General features: G+C 61.7%; 12 protein-coding genes. 6 read left to right on the plus strand and 6 right to left on the minus strand.

Annotated elements, in window-relative coordinates; all coding sequences use genetic code 11:
- Positions 1-19 precede the first annotated feature (19 nt).
- Both DevBK_RS16790 and DevBK_RS16795 read left to right on the plus strand, forming a co-directional pair.
- Entirely contained in the window at positions 20-1042 is a 1023-nt protein-coding gene (locus DevBK_RS16790; RefSeq protein WP_317186265.1) for an aldo/keto reductase, read from the plus strand.
- Between the two features lie 88 nt (positions 1043-1130).
- A complete protein-coding gene (locus DevBK_RS16795; protein ID WP_317186266.1) occupies positions 1131-3425 on the plus strand; it encodes a glycoside hydrolase family 15 protein in 2295 nt (764 codons plus the stop codon).
- Positions 3426-3562: 137 nt separating this feature from the next.
- On the opposite strand, the gene DevBK_RS16800 is transcribed toward DevBK_RS16795, so the two are convergent.
- From DevBK_RS16800 to DevBK_RS16815, 4 genes are all read right to left on the minus strand, one after another.
- On the minus strand, positions 3563-4237 hold the full coding sequence (locus DevBK_RS16800) for an ROK family protein (RefSeq protein WP_062630023.1): 675 nt from the start codon (positions 4235-4237) through the stop codon (positions 3563-3565).
- 2 nt (positions 4238-4239) lie between these two features.
- Entirely contained in the window at positions 4240-5616 is a 1377-nt protein-coding gene (gene zwf / locus DevBK_RS16805; RefSeq protein WP_317186267.1) for a glucose-6-phosphate dehydrogenase, read from the minus strand.
- A 10-nt stretch (positions 5617-5626) separates the two neighbouring features.
- Positions 5627-6628, minus strand: a complete 1002-nt coding sequence (gene gnd / locus DevBK_RS16810) for a phosphogluconate dehydrogenase (NAD(+)-dependent, decarboxylating) (RefSeq protein WP_317186268.1) — start codon at positions 6626-6628, stop codon at positions 5627-5629.
- Positions 6629-6806: 178 nt separating this feature from the next.
- On the minus strand, positions 6807-9206 hold the full coding sequence (locus DevBK_RS16815) for a methyl-accepting chemotaxis protein (protein WP_317186269.1): 2400 nt from the start codon (positions 9204-9206) through the stop codon (positions 6807-6809).
- Positions 9207-9461: 255 nt separating this feature from the next.
- Between DevBK_RS16815 and DevBK_RS16820 the strand changes: the two genes are divergently transcribed.
- Positions 9462-9671, plus strand: a complete 210-nt coding sequence (locus DevBK_RS16820; protein WP_062629969.1) for a hypothetical protein — start codon at positions 9462-9464, stop codon at positions 9669-9671.
- Between the two features lie 69 nt (positions 9672-9740).
- Here DevBK_RS16820 and DevBK_RS16825 read toward each other — a convergent pair whose 3' ends face one another.
- Together DevBK_RS16825 and DevBK_RS16830 are read right to left on the minus strand one after the other, a co-directional pair.
- Positions 9741-10139 carry a VOC family protein gene (locus DevBK_RS16825; protein WP_061909355.1) on the minus strand — a complete coding sequence of 133 codons (399 nt, stop codon included), beginning with the start codon at positions 10137-10139 and terminating at the stop codon, positions 9741-9743.
- Between the two features lie 67 nt (positions 10140-10206).
- Positions 10207-11418 carry an ROK family transcriptional regulator gene (locus DevBK_RS16830; RefSeq protein WP_317186270.1) on the minus strand — a complete coding sequence of 404 codons (1212 nt, stop codon included), beginning with the start codon at positions 11416-11418 and terminating at the stop codon, positions 10207-10209.
- 268 nt (positions 11419-11686) lie between these two features.
- Between DevBK_RS16830 and DevBK_RS16835 the strand changes: the two genes are divergently transcribed.
- From DevBK_RS16835 to DevBK_RS16845, 3 genes are all read left to right on the plus strand, one after another.
- Positions 11687-13594 (plus strand): ABC transporter substrate-binding protein, encoded by a 1908-nt coding sequence (locus DevBK_RS16835; RefSeq protein WP_317186271.1) that lies wholly within the window; start codon positions 11687-11689, stop codon positions 13592-13594.
- Between the two features lie 179 nt (positions 13595-13773).
- Complete coding sequence (locus tag DevBK_RS16840; RefSeq protein ID WP_061909350.1) at positions 13774-14760, plus strand: ABC transporter permease; 987 nt, start codon at positions 13774-13776, stop codon at positions 14758-14760.
- A gap of 10 nt (positions 14761-14770) precedes the next feature.
- Positions 14771-15901 (plus strand): ABC transporter permease, encoded by a 1131-nt coding sequence (locus DevBK_RS16845; RefSeq protein ID WP_317186272.1) that lies wholly within the window; start codon positions 14771-14773, stop codon positions 15899-15901.
- Positions 15902-15904: the final 3 nt, after the last annotated feature.

The following is a 15904-nucleotide window of genomic DNA, read 5'->3' on the forward strand; positions in this document are numbered from 1 at the left end:
TTTCGAGGAGGATGTTTTCATGACCTATCAGGCTTCCCCTGCGCGCTACGAAGACATGGTCTATCGCCGCGCCGGCCGCTCCGGCCTCAAACTGCCCGCCATCAGCCTCGGGCTCTGGCAGAACTTTGGGGGCACCCGCGATTATCCCGGCGCCTTCGCCATTCTTGGCCGCGCTTTCGATGCCGGCATTACCCATTTCGATCTCGCCAACAATTACGGCCCCCCTCCGGGCTCGGCCGAAGAGCTGTTCGGCAAGGTCATGGCGCGCGATTTCAAGCCCTATCGCGACGAAATCATCGTCTCCTCAAAGGCCGGCTACCACATGTGGGAAGGCCCCTATGGCGAATGGGGCAGCCGCAAGAGTCTCATCGCCTCCTGCGAGCAGAGCCTCAAACGCTTGGGCCTCGACTATGTCGACGTCTTCTATTCCCACCGTTACGATCCCAATACGCCGCTCGATGAAACCATGGGCGCGCTGGCAACCCTCGTCCAACAGGGCAAGGCGCTCTATGTCGGCATTTCCAATTATCCCGAAGCCGAGACGCGCGAAGCCCATCGCCTCCTTGGCGAATTGGGCGTCAAGCCGATCCTCCATCAGCCGAGCTATTCCGCCCTCAATCGCTGGATCGAAACCGATCGCACCATAGATGCCTGCGGTGAACTCGGCATTGGCATCATCGCCTTTTCCCCGCTCGCCCAGGGTGTGCTTTCGGGCAAATATAATAGAGGCGACACCAAAGGCTCGCGCGGCACTTCCAACAATCCCTTCCTCGATGCCGCCAAGATCAAGCCCGAGACGCTCGCGGCCGTCGATGGCATGGCCGAAATCGCCCGTTCACGCGGTCAGACCCTGCCGCAACTGGCGCTGGCCTGGGTGCTGCGCCGCCCCGAAGTCACCTCTGCCCTGATCGGCGTGCGCACGCTCGAACAGCTCGACGATAATATCGGCGCGCTCAGCAATCTCGATTTCACCGCCGAAGAGCTCGCCGCCATCGACAAGGCCTGCGCCGGCGGCCTCACCGACAATAAGCCGCGCTGGTAATCGCGCGTCTGTGCGGGATGGCGCTGGAACCAAGCGCCATCCTGCGGCATCTTCTCTGCTGAATAGTCTTCAGCGTCGAATAGTGAAAATGACCGAACATGTTCCGCCCGGCGCGCCGGGTCTTGATCCCACATGGTCTTCCAGCGACAAGGACATGATCACGACGGGGCTGGGAGCGAGCCGCATCTGGGCGACCCTCGGTCATGGCATCGTCAACGAGGTCTATTGGCCCTCGACAGGCCGCCCCCAAATCCGCGATCTCGGTTTCATCATCGCGCACAAGGGCGGCTGGACTGAACTCAAGCGCGCCGACACCTATCTCTTTTCGCTCCCAAAGCCCTATATTCCGCTGCCGACCGTCGTTCATGAGGGCGAACATTACCGGCTCGAACTCGAAGTCCTGCCGCACCCGCTGCGCGATTGCCTCCTCATCCGCTATGCCCTTTCGGGCGAAGATGCGCGGCTCTATGTACTCCTTGCGCCCCATCTCGACGGTGCGCGCGAGAACGATGCCGTGGCCGGCAAAGATCTTTCGGCCAGCCACAATGCCACGGCCCTTTGTCTCCGCGCCGACGGCGGTTTTCTCCGCACCAGCGCCGGCTTTGTCGGCACCTCCGATGGCTGGCAGGATTTTTCTGCCAATGGCGGCATGACCTGGACCTTTTCCGAGGCCAAAGGCGGCAATGTCGCTCTCGTGGGCGAACTCGCCTCGGACAATGGCGTCCTCGCGCTCGGCTTTTCCGAAACGCCGGAAGGCGCGCGCACGCTCGCCCGATCAAGCCTGGCGGACTCCTACGACGAAAGCCGCGATATTTTCATGAAAAGCTGGGAGGATTGGGCCCAGCACCTCCGCATCCCCTATGCTGCGCCTGAACTCGAAGAAGCCGCGCGCCGTTCGGCCATGGTCATCAAATGCCATGAAGACCGCACCTATGCCGGCGCCATGGTCGCAAGCCTCTCCGTCCCCTGGGGCTCGAGCCACGACGACGCCGGCGGCTATCACCTGGTCTGGACGCGGGACACAGTCGAAGCCGCCTTCGCCCTCATTACTGTCGGCCTCTACGAGGACGCGGGCCGCACGCTCGATTATCTCATCGGCACTCAGGCCGACGATGGCAGTTGGGCGCAAAACTATTTTCCGGACGGCCGCGGCTATTGGAGCGGCAAGCAGATGGACGAGGTCGCACTCCCGGTCATGCTCGCCGCAAAACTGCGCGCTGTCGGCCACCTCACCAATTCGCCACCCGAAGAAGCCATGGTGCGCAGCGCCATCCGCTTCATCGTCCGCAATGGCCCGATGAGCGATCAGGACCGTTGGGAAGAAAACGCCGGCGCCAGTCCCTTTACCCTCGCCATGCTGATCGTCGCGCTCGTCGTCTCAGCCGATTATTTCACAGGCGAAGACCGCGACTATATCCTCTCCCTCGCCGATAGCTGGAACGAGCGCATCGAGGACTGGACCTATTCGGTCAATGGCCATCTCTGCGCCGGTCTCGATCTCCCAGGCTATTACATCCGCCTCGGACCCCGCGCGGTCGATGGCGGCATCGACGGCATCATCAGCCGCCGCAATGTCCAAAATGGCGAGACCCCGGCCGGCGATCTCATCGGCCTCGAATTTCTGTACCTTGTCCGCACCGGCCTCCGCGCGGCTGAAGATCGGCGCATCGTCGATACGGTCAAGCTGATCGACGCCAAACTGCGCGCCGAACTCCCCACCGGCGTCGCTTATTATCGCTACAATGGCGATGGCTATGGCGAACACGAAGACGGCACGCCCTTCGACGGCCTTGGCGTCGGCCGCCCTTGGCCACTGCTCGCCGGCGAGCGCGGACACTATGCGGCCCTCGGTGGCGAAGACCCCATGCCCTATCTCAATTCCATGCTGCGCATGGTGGGGAAGGGCGGTCTCATTCCCGAACAGGTCTGGGACGGCGAGCCCATGCCCGAACACGGCCTCGTCCCCGGCGAACCCTCCGGCAGCGCCATGCCCCTCGTCTGGGCCCATGGCGAACTTTTAAAACTCTTGGCGACGCAGACTACCGGCCGCCCGGCTGAACTCTTCGACGTCATCGCCTCCCGCTATGCCGGCAAACGGCCCACGGCCGCGACCTGGCATTGGCGGGAGTCGAGCCCCTTCGCAGCCATCGCCAAAGGCAAAGCCATCTCCATCGAAGCCTGCGACCCTTTTATCCTGCATTTCGGCCTAAACGGTTGGGAAAATGCCAGGGACAAAGCCTCAGTCCTCAACGGCCTCGGCATGCATTGCGTCCTGTTCACCGCTGCCGACCTCGAAGGTCACAAGACTTTGGACTTCACTTTCCGCAATGGTGACGGGGAGTGGAAGGACAAGGATTTTTCGATCGGATTGGCGGTGGATTGAGGCGTTCCCTCGGAGTCATCCCAAGCACCGTGTCATCCCGGCCTTGAGCCGGGATTCATCTTGAGATCTCAGGATAGGCCCCGGCCCTTGCCGGGGTAACAGCCAGTGGTTGGGCCGACGCCGGTCGCTTGATCCCCTCAAACCACCAGCTTCTCATCCGTCCAAAGCGCGAACCCGCCCTTGAACGCATTGGCATTATCCCCCCGCCTTGCCTTGGGCGGCAGGTCATCGAGCGCATCCACATTGCCGCCGCCGATCACCACATAGTCCGGTTGCAGCGCCGCCGTCAGAGTTTCGACCGCCTCAAACACATGGTGCTTCCACTTCTTGCGCCCGCGCTGTTCAAGGCTCGCTTCGCCGAGATAATCCTCATAGGTGCGGCCCTTCTTGTAGGGCAGGTGCGCCAGTTCCATCGGTTGAGCCACGTGCTCGACCAGCATCGCCGCCCCAAGCCCGGTGCCGAGCCCCAAAAACAGCATTCGCCCGCCGTCATAGCTGCCGATCGCCTGCATCAGCGCATCATTGATGATCCGCACCGGCTTGCCGAAGCGCTTTTCGAAGTCGAACCCGACCCAGCCAGGCGCGAGATTATGCGGCTCGGCCAGGATCTTGTTGTGCACCACGGGGCCGGGATAGCCCATGGCGATGACGTCGAAGTCGAGCCCTTCCCACAGCGTCTGCAAATCCGTCGCCATGGTCTCGGCATTCATCGTCGGACCCGAGGCGACCTTGCGCACCTGGCCCCCAGTATTAGCCATGATCTTGACGTGCGAGCCGCCGATATCGACGGCAAGAACCTTTTTATCTGCCATGATCAAGCCTCCGGATCCACCCAGCCGCCGGGCGGTTCAAACCCCTTCATCGCGGCCTTCGGTCCCCAGGTGCGCGGCTTGTAGCGCGCCGGTGCCTCGGGATCGTCGAGGATGGGGTCGAAAATCCGCCACGCCAGCTCTGCCGCATCCTGCCGCGTAAAAAGCTGACGTTTGCCCGCCATGGCGTCCCCGATCAGCCTCTCATAGGGCATCATGTCGTCGGTCGTATCATCGAGCGCGGTCAGTTCCACCGCCTCGCCGACCATATCCCCGCCCGCTTTCTTGCGCCGCACGCCGATCCCCGTCACCACCTCCGGCCCAAGCCGGAAGCGGACATAGTTTGCCTGATCCTTGGGAAAACCATCGAAAACAGCAATCGGCGGCCTTCGGAAGCGCACGATCACCTCGGTCACCTTGACCGGCAGTTCCTTGCCCGCGCGGATATAGAAGGGCACGCCTTCCCAACGCCAGGTATCGACGGCAAAGCGCAGCGCCGCGAATGTTTCGCGCGCGGATTTCGGCGCGACGCCCGGCTCGTCGAGATAGCCCTCGAACTGCCCGCGAACCACGTCCTCTTTCGTCAGCGGCCGAATGGCCTTCAAAACCTGCACCTTCTCGTCGCTGAGATCATCGGATTCGCCATTGACCGGCGGCTCGACGGCGAGCAGCAGCAGGACATTGAGCAGGTGGTTCTGCACAACGTCGCGAATGGCCCCGACCTCGTCATAGAATTTGCCGCGGCCCTTGATGCCGAAATCTTCGGCCATCGTGACCTGGACACTCTCGACATAATTGCGGTTCCAGATCGGCTCGATGAACGCATTGGCGAAGCGTATATAGAGAAGGTTCTGGATCGCCTCCTTGCCGAGGAAATGGTCGATGCGAAACACCGCATCTTCCTCGAACACCTTGTGCAGCGTCGCGTTGAGCGCCTGCGCCGTGGCAAGGTCCCGGCCGAATGGTTTTTCCACCATCAGCCGCGCCCCCTTGGCGATCGCCGCCGCCTCTAGCCCATCAGCCACGGTGCCGAACAGCGATGGTGGGATGGCCAGATAATAGAGCGGATGCTTGTGCGTCCCTAGCGCGGCGCGCAGCTTTTCGAAGGTCGCGGCCTGTTTGTAGTCGCCCGATACATAATGCATCAGGCCCATCAGCTTGCCGAACACCGCCTCGTCCACCGTGCCGAATTGCTTGGTCACGGCATCGCGTGCCCGCTCCGACAACTGCTCCTCTGTCCAATCGTCGAGCGCCACCCCGACCACCGGCTTATCGAGATGCCCCCGCCGCACCATCTGGTAGAGCGAGGGCAGGATCATCTTGTGGGCGAGATCGCCCGTCACGCCGAAAACGACGAGCGCATCCGAGGAAGTCCTGCGCATATTGCCCCCCTCAGTGCTTTTCGCTGTGGCCGCCAAAGGCGTAGCGCATGGCCGAGATCAGCTTGTTGGAATATTCGTCGGCATCGCGCGAGGCAAAGCGACCAAAGAGCGCCGAGGACAGAACCGGCGCGGGCACCCCGGTCTCGACCGCCGCCCTCAGCGTCCAGCGGCCTTCTCCAGAATCGGAAACCTTGCCGCCAAAATTGGTCAATTCCGGATCTGTCTTCAGCGTCGATGCCGTCAGGTCAAGCAACCACGAACTGATGACGCTCGCATGCCGCCAGACTTCGGCCACCCCGCCGACATCGATATCGAACTGATAATATTGCGGATCATGGAGCGGCGCCGTCTCGGCATCCGCCGCCCGCGCTTCGCTTCCCGCATCGGCAGCCTTCAGGATATTGAGCCCCTCGGCATAGGCCGCCATCAGCCCATATTCGATGCCATTGTGCACCATCTTGACGAAGTGCCCCGCGCCGCTCGCCCCGCAATGGAGATAGCCGAGCGGCGCCGTGTCGCCCGACCCGGCCTCGGCCCCATTGCCATCCTTGCCCGGCGCGAGCGAAGCAAAGATCGGCTCGAGCCGGTCAAAACTTTCCTTCGGCCCGCCGATCATCAGGCAATAGCCGCGCTCGAGGCCCCAGACCCCGCCGCTCGTGCCGACGTCGACAAAGCTGATATTCTGCGCCGCAAACTCGCGCGCCAGATCCACCGCATCGCGATAATAGGAATTGCCGCCATCGATGATGGTGTCGCCCGGCTGCAAATGCCCCGCCACTTCGCGGGCGATCTTGCCGGTGATCGCAGCCGGCAGCATCAGCCAGACCGCGCGCGGCGCCTGGAGCTTGCCGATCATCTCTTCCATGGAGCTGGCGCCAACCGCGCCTTCTTTCACCAGCGCTGCGACATTGTCCGGGCTGACGTCGAAGACGACGCATTCGTGCCCGGCCTTGATCAGCCGCCGCACCATATTGGCGCCCATGCGCCCCAGCCCCACCATAGCGATTTGCATTGCATGCTCCCGTGTCGCCGGCGGCACCCCCGCCGCCGTTGAGCCTACAACGCATGGCAACAGATTTGGGCATGCCCAAAGCGGAACATTGCATATTTTTAATGGGCGGCCCGTCGCACAAAAAGAAAGGGGCCAACCCGCGGCTGGCCCCTGTCAATTTTGGTGTGCAGTGGAGGTCCTAGAACTCCGACCAGTCCTGCGCGAGCGCGGCATTGCCCTGCACCTGATATTTTGCCGCTGTCGACGCCTTGGCCGCAGGCCGGGCCGGAGCGCGCTCCGGGGCGCGCTGCTCGACATGGCTAATGCGGAAGACGTCGACCACATGATCAAGTTCGCTGGCCTGCGCTTCGGTCTGTTCGATCGAGGCGTTGATCTCTTCAACGAGCGCGGCATTGTGCTGGGTCATTTCGTCCATCTGCCGCACGGCCGTCGACACTTCCTCGATGGCGGAAGCCTGTTCGCGGCTGCCGCGGGCAATGGCGTTGAGGAGCGCGCTGTTCTCGCGCACCGCTTCAAGCATGGAGACGAGCCGATCAGCCGCATTGGCGACGAGCCGCGAGCCGGCCGAAACCTCGACCGTGCTCTGCTCGATCAATTGCTTGACGTCGGACGATGCCTGCGCCGCGCTCTGCGCCAGACGCCGCACTTCGACGGCGACCACAGCAAAGCCCTTGCCCGCTTCGCCGGCGCGCGCTGCTTCGACAGAAGCGTTGAGCGCCAGGAGATTGGTCTGGAAGGCAATGTCGTCGATCATGCCGATGATGTTGGAGATCTTGGCCGAAGACTGGGTGATCCGGTCCATGGCGCTATTCGCATCATTCATCAAGCTGCCGCCTTCTTCGGCCGAGCGCGAGACGTCCTCGGCCTTCTTTGAAGCGGTTTCTGCCTGGCTCGCATTGTCGATGACGGTGCGGGCCAATTGCTCCATGGCGGCCGAAGTTTGTTCGATCGTTGCCGCCTGCTTGGTGGTGCGGTCGCTGAGATCGTTGGCGCCCGAGAGGATTTCGGCCGTTGCGGTGCGCAGCGAGCGCGACGTGCCGCGCAATTGCCCGACGACATCGGTCAGACGATCGGCGACCGCATTGGTGTCGTTCTTGAGTTTTGCAAATGCACCGCTGTAATTGCCCTGGATACGCTGCGTCAGGTCGGTATTGGCCAGTGCCGCCAGAACCCTGCCGGTTTCATCGAGCCCGGCATCGACGGTTTCGACCAGCGTGTTGACGCCATGCGCCAGCGCATTGAGCTCGGCATCGGGGAATTCGGAATTCACCCGGCGCGAGAAATCGCCCGCAATGGCGGCATCGACGACATTGCCGAAAGCCGATTGCAGCTCGGCCATCATCTTGGCGCGCTCGTCACGATCGCGGATGACGCGCACAGCTTCGGCTTCGGTCATTGCCGCGACCTTAAGACCATTGTCGCGGAACACATCGACCGAGCGAGACAGGGTGCCGATCTCGTCCTTGCGCGTCATATACGGCACGGTGAGATCATAATTGCCCTTGGCCATGGTCTCGACGGTTGCGCCGAGCTTGCCGAGCGGCCGGCCGACAAGGCGCAGCATCAAGACGAAGACGATGGCGATGGCGGCAATGATGCAAAGGGCCGAGAGCCCAATGATGGCCCAGCGCGCTTCCGATACGGCCGCGCTCAGCGTCGCCTGCGGTACGAGCGAGACGACGCTCCAGCGGTCCTGCGTTCCCCCTGCGGCAAAGCTCACCGCCATATAGCGCCAGGGGGCGCCATCGGTTCCGGCTGCTTCGGTTTCGACATAGTCGGTGCTGGCGAGAGATTTTTGCACGAGTTGCGCCAGCGGATTGTCGGCGGGCAATGTCTTGCCCACGAGGCTTGCGTCGGGATGTGCCACGACGATGCCAGTTGCCGAGACCAGCGCCACATTGCCGGTATCGAAGGGCCGCATTTGCGAGAGTTCGGCATTGATCGATCCGAGCGAGAGATCGATGCCGGCGGTGCCGACATAGGCGCCACCGACCTTGATCGGCACACCAAAGGAGGTGATCAGGATTTCCTGGCCGCCCACCACATAGGGATAGGGTTCGATGGCGACGGCGCGATCGAGCGATTTTGGCAGCAAGGCATAGTCGCCAGCGCCGGGTGTGTCATAGCCGGTCAGCATTTCCTGAACGATGGTGCCGCTGCCGCGCTGCCAATAGGGCACGAAACGGCCCGTCACGTCCCATGGGGCTTGCCCCGCAAACTCGGCATCGCGGCCATCGAGCGCCTGCGGCTGCCAGGCCGACCAGGTGGCGAGCAGTTCCGGATTGGCCGCGAGCATTGCCTGCAGCACACCGTCATAGGCGGCGCGGTCGGTGATGCCTGCGGTTTTCATTGCGGCTGTCGTCGTCGCAATATCGACGGCGGTCTGTTCCGCCAGAACGAGATCGCGGGAAACCTTCTCGGAGAGCGAGCGTGTCGTTTCTGCCTGCAGCGCCGTCGTCTGCTGTTCCACTGAGGTGCCGATATGCTGCACGAGGAAACTCATGCCGACACAGAAAACGAGGGCGATAACGACACCCGCGAACAGGGATACGCGGATGGGCAGGGAATTGAGACGCACGACTCCTCCTCGGCGCCTCGAATACTCACCAAGACGTGAGGCGCACGGCCCGAGAATCTCATCGTCACGGTATATTTCCCGTTAACTTGGGATATTCCCCTAGCGCATTTTCCGTAGGGCACACCCGGCGCGGGAACCAGAAGTGATCAAGCCCGTTAACCTCTCATAGACGATGACTGATCAGATTGGTCATCGGCCCAAAGGCCCTGGCGACTCGTCGTCACCTGGGCGCTTTGTGTGTCGGGGGAAGAATTCATGCAATACCGCGTTGTCGATGCTCGAGGCGAAACGGTCCAGGCCGAACATGTCGTCGATGCTTCAACCCCTGAGGCTGCTGCAAAAAGCGCCTTCGGAATGGATCTGGTCCGCAGTGGCCGTATTCGCGACCTCGTCGCCCGTATCTATTGGCAGCCTCCGGGATCTGCCAAGAACATGGTCCGTCTTTACTCAAAGACGGCCTATTGAGCGCATAGCGACTCACTCAGCCTCTCAAGCAATCCCCGCGAAAGCGGGGATTTCTTTTTGTGGCGTGGTTCAGTGTGTTTCGGACTGTCCGATCGCCCAGGTCACGCCAAACGGATCGCGGAGCTGGCCGTAGATATCGCCCCAGAACTCCTTCTTGAGCGGCTGCACGACGAGGCATCCCGCGCCGACGGCTCGGTCCCACCAGGCCTGCGCGTCCTCGACATGAATGTGAAGGTTGAACGCCTGCGGCGGCACGGGCGGAAAGCCATAATCGGGAAAGAAATCCGAGAGGTAGATCGAGGTGCCGTTGATGGCGATCTCGGCATGCATCAACCGGTCGCTGCCTTCGGCCGGCATCGTCTGCTTCACCTCGCCGGCAAAGGCTTTTTCGTAAAATTCGAGCGCGCGTTTGGCGCCGTCGACATTGATATAGGGCGTGACACCCGTCGGTGGGCGAACATCGGCCATGCGAAATCCTCCTCAGCGCATATGCGACCAGATGAGGATAGACCAATGCCAAAGAAACGAGAAGCTGTCAGGCGCGCGGATGGGAGCCGAACATCTGCTCGAGCATATGCTGATTGGAAAATTCCACGGCGCCCAGTAGCCCCGCGCGGCCACCGCTTTGGCTGCGCACGATCTCGATTGGCCGCATCCAGGCTTCTTCGACGCGTGTCCTGACCCGCTCGATCAGTTCGGGCCGTGAGCCGATACTCCCACCAAGTACGATCACGTCGGGATCGATCAGCGCCAGAACGGTCAATGCTGCTCGCGCGACATGTTCGGCCGTGGTGTCGAGCGTCGAGAGGGCAGGGCCATTGCCTGCTGCCGCCATCTCGAAGATATCGCGAACGACATGGCTGGCATCGCCGCCTGCCGCTTTGTAGAAACGCCTGATACCGGCTTCGCCCACCCGTTCCTCAAGCCCCGGCACGCCGCGGTTCTCGATGGTCCAAAGCGGCATATAGCCCATTTCGCCGGCGCCGCCATGCGCACCGCGCAACAGCTTGCCGTTGATGACGAGTGCGCCGCCAATGCCGGTGCCGAGGGCGATGAAGGCGACATTGCCCCGATCCCTTGCGCTGCCATGCCCGACTTCCGCAAGAAGCGCGAGATTGACGTCATTGTCGATCAAGACATCGACGCCGAAGGCCTCACGCAAGGCGGCCGGAAAATCCCCGTCCTCAAGGCCCGGAAGGTTATCGGCAAGGCTCAGCACATTTGTGTCCGGCTGCACGGCTGCAGGAACGCCAATCCCTGCCGCCCGCAAGCGATAGCGTGGCACTTGCGCCTTTTCGCAGAGAGCGTCGACCATGGAAGACAACTGCCCGACAAGACCGGCGAGCCCGGTCCGGATGGTGGGCTCGGTCAATTCTGCGAGGATGACGCCCCGGAGATCGGCGATCGCCCCGGCAACCTTGGTGCCTCCCACATCGAAACCGACATTCAAGGCAGCATCGGTGCGCAGAGCGTAGGAGAGCTGAGACCGTCCAGGCGTGCCGCCAAGTGCGCCTTTGACCTCGACCAGACCCCGCGTTTCGAGGGTCGCGAGCAGTTCGGAAACGGCGAGGCGTGAGAGGCCGATCCTCTGCGCCAGGGCAGGCCGCTGCAGCGGTTCGCCAAGCATCATGGCTTCGGCGAGGAGCCGTAAGTAACCAGCTTGTGAATTTTTTCGCGCTGAGAGGGGCACGCGGCGCGGTGTCATCGCATCGTCATTAAGGCGCTGATTTTGCGTCGCTTCTTCCATTCAGCCCTCCGACAGGTTCACCTGCTGCCCCGGAAAATTCAGCTCCGAAAGCAGTCATGCAATTTTTTTCATATTGCATGGATCAATTTGCGAAGCATAGAGTGTCATCGTAACAGCATGAAATCCGCCGTTTAGACAAGAGATTTATGCATACGGTGGACGACTAGGGAACGGCCCAAGCGTAGGTAATGAAAATTTTTCATTACGCTTGAGTTTGATGTTGATTCACATCCGGCGCCATGGAGAGGCCCGGCTGATGGAGGGGAGAATGATGAAGTCAAAGACATGGATCGCTCGTATTGCGCTTGTGGCTCTGTCCGCAACGGCCATGAGCAGCGCGGCCTGGGCCTTCCAGGAATCACCGATGCTGACGGAGATGGTCGAGGCCGGCAGTCTGCCGCCCGTCGACGAGCGCCTCCCGAAGACGCCGACCGTCGTCAACGCTCTTGAAGTCGGCCAGTTTGGTGGCACCTGGCATCGTGCCTATAGCGGTCCGGGCGATCGCTGGGGCCCGACCAAGCTCATGGAAGAGCGCGTTCTCAAGTGGGCTGCCGGTCCCGATGGCACGGCGCAACTGACCAACGGCTATATCGAGAGCTATTCGGTCAACGAGGATTCCACCGAATTCACCTTCACGCTCCTTGATGGCCTCAAGTGGTCCGATGGCGAGCCGGCGACCACCGAAGACGTGAAATTCTGGTATGAGGACGTCTTCCTCAATCCCAAGATCATCGGCACGATCGACCCAACCTTCTCGCCCGGCGGCAAGCCGCTGGAAGTCGAGATCAAGGACGAGCGCACCTTCACGGTCAAATTCGCCCAGCCCTACGTCTATTTCCTCCAGATCCTCGCCAAGGATTCGACCGGCGAGCCGAGCCTTGATCGCCCGAGCTTCATGTTCCCGAAGCACTATCTCAGCCAGTTCAACGACAAATATGCGAGCGAAGAAGAGCTTGCTGCCGCCGCCACCAAATTCGGCGTTGCAAGCTGGACCGACCTCTGGGGCTCCAAGGGCAGCGCCACCGCCTGGTGGGCCAATCCTGACCTGCCGGTCCTGACCGCCTGGAAGATCGAGACGCCGGCCCCGGCCGAAAACGTCACCATGGTCCGCAACCCCTATTATTGGGCCGTTGATCAGGAGGGCAACCAGCTCCCCTATATCGACCGCATCAATCACCGCCTCTACCAGGATCCGCAGAGCCTCGCGCTCATGGTGGCCCAGGGTCAGATCGACGCCCAGGACCGCGGCATGTCCGAGCCCTACGATTTCTACAAGGAAAACGAAGAGCGCGGGAATTACCACCTCGTCCCCTGGCTGGGTTCAGGCGTCTGGTCGCTGGTCCCGAACCTCAACACCACCGACGAAGTGCTCCACGAAATCTATGCCGACAAGCGCGTCCGCCAGGCGCTCTCGGTCGGTCTTGATCGCGAGCTCATCATCGAATTGACTCAGTCCGGTCTTGCCAAGCCGATCCAGGCCGCGCCGGTCAATGGCTCGCCCTATTATCAGGAAGACCTTCAGAACCACTGGACCGAATACGATCCGGACCTCGCCGATCAGTTGCTCGATGAAGCCGGGCTCGACCAGCGCGATGCCGAAGGCTTCCGCCTCCGCCCCGATGGCAAGCGCTTCAGCATTGTCGTCCAGGGTGGCGACGCGGCTCTTGCCAAGCAGCTCGAATTGATCGCGGAAAGCTATGCCGAGATCGGCGTCGAGATCCTGCCGCGCGTCATCGATCGCACGCAGCTCGACAACAACCGGACGAACAACGATTTCGATATGCAATATATCGTCTTCGATCGTCTGACCTATGTCCCGGCCGATCCGCGCATCATGATGGGTTCGGAAAGCTACGCCAACCAGTCCTATGTCTGGTACAGCACCGAGGGCGAAAGCGGCATTGCGCCGCCCGAAGGCAGCGATTTCCAGAAGATCTACGACCTCTGGGACAAGGCCTCGAGCGCCCCGAGCGTCGAAGAAGCCGATACCTCGATGAACGAGCTGATCCGCACCTTCGTCGAAAACGGCTATGTCATCGGCGTCCATGGCGAAGGCACCACGGTCAATGTCGTGTCCAACAAGATGCACAATGTGCAGCCGGACCTGATCATGGACGACATCTTCCGCGAAGTCGGTCTCTCCCGCACGCAGCAATACTGGCTCGAGCAGGACTAAGACCCCCCGTGCCGGCCGCGCTTCCTCCCGACGCGGCCGGCGCTCTTTCCCCAAGCGGAAAAGACTGCCCGCATCGCCTTGATTTGGCCGGCCCCCGTTCGGCGCCGCGATGCACCAACTAAAAGTGAGAGCGCGCGATCCCGCCCCACCGGATCGGCGTTCGCTCCCGGAGACAGGTCATGGTCGCCTTTATTCTTCGGCGGTTGCTTCTGGCGATCCCGATGCTGCTCTTCATCTCGTTCATTTCCTTCGTCATCATCCAGCTGCCGCCGGGTGATTACGTCACCGCCTATGTCGCCCAGCTCCGCCAGGGCGGGGAATATATTTCGGCCGTGCAGGAAGCCGCCATGCGCGAGCGCCTCGGCCTCAACGATCCCATGCTCGTCCAATATTGGCGCTGGATCACGGCGATCATCTTCCGTGGCGATTTCGGCTATTCGCTCGATTGGAATGCCCCGGTTTCAAGCCTGATCTGGGATCGCCTCGCGATAACCCTCGCGCTTTCGACCGCCAGCCTCATCATCACCTGGCTCATCGCCATTCCCGTCGGCGTCTATTCGGCCACGCGCCAATATTCGGTGCTCGATTATGTCTTCACCGTCTTCGGTTTCCTCGGCAAAGGCACGCCGGATTTTCTCCTCGCGCTGATCCTGATGTGGATCGCCTTTGTCTATATGCAGCTCGATGTCGGCGGGCTCTTTTCATCGCAATATCAGAACGCGCCCTGGTCCTGGGGCAAGCTGATCGATCTCCTGCAGCATCTCTGGATTCCGCTCGTCGTCCTCGGCACAGGCGGCGCCGCCGGCCTCATCCGCGTCATGCGCGCCAATATGCTCGATGAACTGGGCAAGCCCTATGTCGAGACCGCCTATGCGCAGGGCCTCTCCGAGCGTCAGGTCGTCTGGGGCTATCCGGTGCGCGTCGCGCTCAACCCCTTCATTTCGACGGTCGGCTGGGCGCTGCCGGCGCTCTTTTCGGGCGATGTCATCACCGCCATCGTTCTCAACCTACCCACCACCGGGCCGCTGCTCCTTCAGGCGCTCAAGATGCAGGACATGTATCTCGCCGGCAGCTTCATTCTCATCCTCAGCGTCTTCACCGTCATCGGCACGCTGATCTCCGACATTCTCCTGGCGTGGTTCGATCCGCGCATCCGCTACGCGTGAGGAGCAGGCCATGACAGAGCAAACTCTTGCCGCCGAACCGATCAATGCCAAGAAGGAGGATCTCTATTCCGCCAAACCCTGGCAGTTGATCTGGCGTCGCTTCTCCAAGCACATCCTCGCCGTCATCTCGCTGTGGTTCCTGCTGATCCTCGCCTTCTGCGCGATCTTTGCCGAGTTCGTCGCGCCCTATGAGCCGTTCAAGGTCGAGCGCCTCCGCACCATGGCGCCCCCGACCGGCATCCATCTCTTCCACGAAGGCCAGTTCGTCGGCCCATTCGTTTATGCCATGGAGCGTACCCGCGATTCCGAAACGACGCGTGTCAGCTATGAGCCCGACACCAGCGAACCGCTCCCGATCCGGCTTTTCGTCGCCGGCAGCGATTATTCTTTCTTTGGCCTCTTCAAGACCGATATCCATCTCTTCGGCGTGGAAGGCGGCCGCCGCGACCAGATCAACCTCATGGGCACCGACGATCTCGGCCGCGATGTCTTTTCGCGTCTTATCCATGGTGCGCGTGTCTCGCTCTCAGCCGGTCTTGTCGGCGTGGCCTTCGCCTTCGTTCTTGGCCTGACGCTGGGCTCGATCTCAGGCTATTTTGGTGGCTGGATCGATGGCGCCATTCAGCGTCTCATGGAGCTTATCCGCTCCATCCCGACCATTCCGCTCTGGATGGGTCTTGCCGCCGCGCTTCCCGTCGTCTGGGATCCGCTCATCGTCTATGTGCTTATCACCTTCATTCTGGCGCTGATCGGCTGGACCTATCTCGCCCGCGTGGTGCGCGGCCAGTTCCTCGCGCTCCGCAATGAGGATTATGTGCTTGCTGCGCGTCTTTCTGGGGCCAGCGAATATCGCATCATCACCAAGCATATGCTGCCCTCGATGACCTCCTATATCATCGCGGCGCTCACCCTTGCCGTCCCGGAAATGATCCTCGGGGAAACGGCTCTGAGCTTCCTTGGCCTTGGCCTCCGCCCGCCGGTCGTCTCATGGGGTGTGCTGCTGCAAGACGCACAAAACCTGCGCTCGATTTCCCTTGCGCCCTGGCTGCTTGCGCCAGGCGGCGCCGTCGTCCTCACCGTCCTCGCCTTCAATTTCCTCGGCGATGGTCTGCGCGATGCGGCCGACCCCTATGGGCAATAAGAC

Source organism: Devosia sp. BK (assembly GCF_032907385.1).
In the GTDB taxonomy this organism is placed as follows: Bacteria; Pseudomonadota; Alphaproteobacteria; order Rhizobiales; family Devosiaceae; genus Devosia.

Coding starts and splice junctions, on each gene's coding strand:
- DevBK_RS16790 (WP_317186265.1), top strand. CDS start 20: ATGACCTATCAGGCTTCCCCTGCGCGCTACGAAGACATGGTCTATCGC.
- DevBK_RS16795 (WP_317186266.1), top strand. CDS start 1,131: ATGACCGAACATGTTCCGCCCGGCGCGCCGGGTCTTGATCCCACATGG.
- DevBK_RS16800 (WP_062630023.1), bottom strand. CDS start 4,237: ATGGCAGATAAAAAGGTTCTTGCCGTCGATATCGGCGGCTCGCACGTC.
- zwf (WP_317186267.1), bottom strand. CDS start 5,616: ATGCGCAGGACTTCCTCGGATGCGCTCGTCGTTTTCGGCGTGACGGGC.
- gnd (WP_317186268.1), bottom strand. CDS start 6,628: ATGCAAATCGCTATGGTGGGGCTGGGGCGCATGGGCGCCAATATGGTG.
- DevBK_RS16820 (WP_062629969.1), top strand. CDS start 9,462: ATGCAATACCGCGTTGTCGATGCTCGAGGCGAAACGGTCCAGGCCGAA.
- DevBK_RS16825 (WP_061909355.1), bottom strand. CDS start 10,139: ATGGCCGATGTTCGCCCACCGACGGGTGTCACGCCCTATATCAATGTC.
- DevBK_RS16830 (WP_317186270.1), bottom strand. CDS start 11,418: ATGGAAGAAGCGACGCAAAATCAGCGCCTTAATGACGATGCGATGACA.
- DevBK_RS16835 (WP_317186271.1), top strand. CDS start 11,687: ATGATGAAGTCAAAGACATGGATCGCTCGTATTGCGCTTGTGGCTCTG.
- DevBK_RS16840 (WP_061909350.1), top strand. CDS start 13,774: ATGGTCGCCTTTATTCTTCGGCGGTTGCTTCTGGCGATCCCGATGCTG.
- DevBK_RS16845 (WP_317186272.1), top strand. CDS start 14,771: ATGACAGAGCAAACTCTTGCCGCCGAACCGATCAATGCCAAGAAGGAG.